Origin of the sequence: Vibrio jasicida CAIM 1864 = LMG 25398 (genome assembly GCF_000400365.1) — a bacterium.
Lineage (GTDB): Bacteria > Pseudomonadota > Gammaproteobacteria > Enterobacterales > Vibrionaceae > Vibrio > Vibrio jasicida.
The window spans coordinates 1-5,060 of record NZ_BAOG01000118.1 but is presented as its reverse complement, the minus strand read 5'-3'; the positions used below and the strand labels follow the sequence as shown (position 1 = coordinate 5,060).

Annotated in this window: 2 protein-coding genes; both read left to right on the top strand. The window is 44.3% G+C overall.

Annotated elements, in window-relative coordinates:
• The first annotated feature begins 781 nt into the window (after positions 1 to 781).
• A complete protein-coding gene (gene cadB / locus VJL_RS23835) occupies positions 782 to 2,125 on the top strand; it encodes a cadaverine/lysine antiporter (RefSeq protein WP_017821792.1) in 1,344 nt (447 codons plus the stop codon).
• Between the two features lie 116 nt (positions 2,126 to 2,241).
• Positions 2,242 to 4,377, top strand: a complete 2,136-nt coding sequence (locus VJL_RS23830; protein ID WP_038881794.1) for a lysine decarboxylase CadA — start codon at positions 2,242 to 2,244, stop codon at positions 4,375 to 4,377.
• Positions 4,378 to 5,060 lie beyond the last annotated feature (683 nt).

The window sequence follows — 5,060 nt, the reverse complement described above, 5'->3', positions numbered from 1 at the left end:
GTGGACTCCGAATACATTAGCGCAAACCAACTCCGTTATTACTTAATTGTAGTTGCAATAACGGGGCGGACCATACATTTTTGTATCTGCCTCTTGTGTATGATTCTTACCTTTATTTCTACTAATAGTGCTTGCTATAGAAGAGGAGAGGGCTTTTCATTCTCTATTCTCTATTCTCTATTCTCTATTCTCTATTCTCTATTCTCACCACCTTGGCATTCTTACTTCTTACTTCTTACTTCCTGTCTTAGTGCCGCTTCATATCGAACGTTTGGGTTTCGGCCTTAGCCTTGCGTATTTAAAACCGATCACAAACATGCAGTTGTTTATGCGTAATAACGCTTGTACTTATGCATCGTTGAGTAAAAGAGGAGGGGAAGTTTGATGTAAGTCAATTGGTCAATAAGGGTAGGAAAAGTCTGCATCAACAGTTTGGGTAATCAGGATAGGGTTATCTTGATGTTGATAGCGGTTGATAAGGTTGATGGAAAATTTGTTGAGGTTGATGTTTTTACCTTTTCGACATGAGTGCTTTAGTTTTTTATCTTAAGTTGCTGTATATGCTAGCTTTATGTTTTTTAGTTTATCAGGTTTATCTCAACTTTATACCGATGGGCTAATTGTTTTATTGATAACCCCAAGTTTATTTTTTTCCCAGTTTTTGGGCGTAGTCTTCACTTCGAAAGTTAGCGAGGTCGAGCAGGTTCTTCCTCATAGCATCTCGCTAATAACCATTCAGTTTGAGTCATGTTGACTCGAGTAGAATAGATTTGGAGATGTTATGTCATCGAATGCGAAAAAAATCGGTCTTATTGCCTGTACGGGTGTCGTAGCCGGTAACATGATGGGTAGTGGTATCGCACTATTACCTTCTAGTCTTGCCTCTGTAGGCTCTGTTTCAATCTTCAGTTGGCTGATCTGTTTGGTCGGTGCACTGAGTCTGGCGTTCGTTTACGCTCGTCTGGCAACCAAAAACCCACAAGAAGGTGGTCCTATCGCTTATGCTGGCGAAGTGTCTCCGGTATTTGGTTTCCAAACGGGCGTTCTTTATTACCACGCGAACTGGATTGGTAACCTGGCTATTGCCATTACAGGTGTTTCTTACCTTTCAGTATTCTTCCCTGTGCTCAATAACCCAATCCCAGCAGGTATTGCGACGATTGCATCGGTATGGATCTTCACTTTCGTCAACCTACTTGGTGGTAGCTGGGTAAGCCGTCTATGTACGCTTGGTCTAGTTCTTATCCTTATCCCAGTTGTTGGTACAGCTGCATTTGGTTGGACGCACTTCGATACTGCGCTTTACAGCCAAAACTGGAACGTATCAGCAGGTACTGACAGCCACGCGGTAGTAACAGCGGTTCTTATCTGTCTATGGTCATTCGTAGGTGTGGAATCAGCAGCGGTATCGACTGGTATGGTAGAAAACCCTAAACGCACTGTACCACTAGCAACTATGTTAGGTACTGGTATCGCGGGTGTGATTTACATCCTCTCAACTCAAATGATCAGCGGCATGTTCCCTGCGTCAGAAGTTGCGGCATCAGGTGCGCCATTTGCGCTAGCAACCACTGAGCTATTCGGTAGCTGGACAGCACCATTCGTATCAGCATTCACAGCGCTAGCATGTTTCACTTCGCTAGGTTCTTGGATGATGCTAGTAGGTGAAGCGGGTAAACGCGCTGCGAGCGATGGTAACTTCCCTAAAATCTACGGTGAAACTGATAAAAACGGTGTGCCTAAGAAAGGTCTAATCCTTGCGTCAATCAAGATGACTGCACTGATGGTTGTACTGATGTTCTTCAGCTCTAAAACAGCACACGCATCAGACCTATTCAACCAGCTAACAACTGACGCGGTTCTACTAACAATGCTGCCTTACTTCTACTCAAGCATTAACTTGATCCGCTTCGAAGGTATGACAACACGTAACGGCTTCGTAATGCTGTTCTCTGGTGTGGCTTGTCTGTTCTGCTTCATCGCACTAGCGGGTGCAGAGGGCGGTACGCTAACAGCAACCTTCATCGTTTCTCTAGTTATCTTGATGTTCTACAGCAAAAAAGCAGGTCTTGCTCAGTACGTGAAAATGCACGCTGACGACATGCCTGCCCAAGCAAGCAACTAATCCCCAAACGCTGGCACTACGGTGCCAGCCCATAAACCCCAAATTCACGCGGCGCTCACCTTACTCATTGCCTGTAAATGGCAAAGAGCGCCCTCATTCGCCTTGGAGATGTCCAAATGAATATATTCGCTATCTTGAACCACATGGGTGTGTTCTTTAAAGAAGAGCCAGTTCGTCAACTTCACGCTGCTCTTGAGAAAGCGGGCTACGAAGTGGTTTACCCAGTAGATGATAAAGACTTGATCAAAATGATTGAGATGAACCCACGCATTTGCGGTGTGCTGTTCGACTGGGATAAATACTCACTAGAGCTATGTGAACGAATCAGCCAAATCAACGAAAAACTGCCTGTTCACGCTTTTGCCAACGAACAGTCTACTCTAGACATTTCACTAACAGACCTACGTCTAAACGTGAGCTTCTTCGAGTATGCTTTAGGTATGGCTGACGACATCGCTATCAAAATCAATCAAGCGACTGAGGCATACAAAGATGCCATCATGCCTCCATTCACTAAAGCGCTATTCAAATACGTAGAAGAAGGTAAATACACCTTCTGTACTCCAGGTCACATGGGCGGTACTGCATTCCAGAAAAGCCCTGCTGGTAGCATCTTCTACGATTTTTACGGTCCAAACACATTTAAAGCGGACGTATCAATCTCAATGCCTGAGCTAGGTTCTCTACTAGACCACTCAGGTCCACATAAAGATGCAGAAGAATACATCGCACGCACATTCAATGCAGACAGCTCGTACATCGTAACTAACGGTACGTCTACATCGAACAAAATCGTTGGTATGTACTCAGCACCTGCGGGCAGCACAGTACTGATTGACCGTAACTGTCACAAATCTCTGACTCACCTAATGATGATGAGCGACGTGACACCAATCTACTTCCGCCCAACTCGTAACGCATACGGCATCCTTGGTGGTATTCCACAAAGCGAATTCAGCCGCGATGTCATTGCAGAGAAAGTGGCGAAAACACCAGGTGCAACAGCACCAACTTACGCGGTAGTGACTAACTCAACTTACGATGGCTTGTTGTACAACACACAATTCATCAAAGAGTCGCTAGATTGTAAACACATCCACTTCGACAGTGCTTGGGTGCCTTACACTAACTTCAACCCAATTTACGAAGGTAAATGTGGTATGAGTGGTGAAGCGATGCCAGGCAAAGTGTTCTACGAAACACAATCAACACACAAACTGTTGGCAGCGTTCTCACAAGCTTCAATGATTCACGTGAAAGGTGACTTTGATAAAGAATCTTTCAACGAAGCATTCATGATGCACACTTCAACTTCACCTCAGTACGGCATTGTTGCTTCTACTGAAACTGCAGCGGCAATGATGCGCGGCAACACTGGTAAGAAGTTGATGCAAGACTCTATCGATCGCGCAATCCGCTTCCGTAAAGAGATCAAACGCCTAGAAGCAGAAAGCGATAGCTGGTTCTTCGATGTATGGCAACCAGAAAGCATCGATACCACAGAATGTTGGAAACTAGACCCTAGCGACACATGGCACGGCTTCAAGAACATGGATGACAACCACATGTATCTTGACCCAATCAAAGTAACGCTACTGACTCCGGGGATGAACAAAGAAGGCGAACTAGAAGAATCAGGCATTCCTGCTTCGCTGGTGGCTAAATTCCTAGATGAGCGCGGCATCGTGGTAGAGAAAACAGGTCCATACAACTTGTTGTTCCTATTCTCAATCGGTATCGACAAATCAAAAGCAATGCAATTGCTACGCGGTCTAACTGAATTTAAACGTGGCTACGACTTGAACCTAACCATCAAGAGCTTCCTACCTTCGCTATACAACGAAGACCCAAGCTTCTATGAAGGCATGCGCGTTCAAGAACTAGCACAAGCAATTCATGACCTAACTAAGAAATACAACCTACCAGAGCTAATGTACAAAGCGTTCGATGTACTTCCAGAAATGAAAGTAACACCACACGCAGCATGGCAAGAAGAGCTTCGTGGCAACATCGAAGAAATCAAACTGGAAGAAATGGTTGGCCGCGTAAGTGCGAACATGATCCTTCCTTACCCTCCAGGTGTGCCACTAGTACTTCCTGGTGAAATGGTGACTCAAGAGTCGCGCCCTGTGCTGGACTTCCTAGAGATGCTTTGTGAGATCGGTGCGCATTACCCAGGTTTCGAAACCGACATCCACGGTCTATACCAACAAAAAGATGGTAGCTACACCGTAAAAGTATTGAAGAACTAAGTTCCCCTCGAAGATGACGCCATTGGGAATGCAAGCATGCTCCACTCTTACGAGCTCAATGCGTCATCGAACAATAACGACATTTAGATATACCCCTAACTAATCTGTCGTAAAGAGAAGGGCAAGGATGCTCTGATCTTTTCTTCTATATATAGAAGAAACAATTTTCCAAGACTTCACCTGAAGTACCCCAAATAAAAAGCAAAGACCAAAAGAGCAGTTCGCCATCGTTCTGCTCTTTTTTTTCGTCTTTATATAGATAGAAAGAGAAAAAAGAACCAAGAGAGAGAAGTTCAGCAACCGAAATCACAAAGAAATAGGCGATCTTTTAATGCAGAAGTCAGGTGTTTCTTCATGAAAAGATCCTCTACAACCCGAAATATTAGACAAGAACGTTGAGTATCTATGCAGAATGCTCGTTATTTGTTCGGTTGAAAGTTTTTTTGCAAAAAACGCTTGTGCTAATTTCTCAACCCCCTATACTGCGCATCCACCGACACGGAGTGAGACGAAAGTCACACAGCGAGTCGGGAAGAGAGAAAAAGAATTTGAAAAAAAATGCTTGACTCTCTCACGGTGTGAAGTAAGATACGCACCCTAACGACGAGCAACTAAGTTGCTGAAAATGTTAGAAAAGCTCTTTAAAAATAAGAACCTATCAATCTGTGTGGGCACTCGTTGAT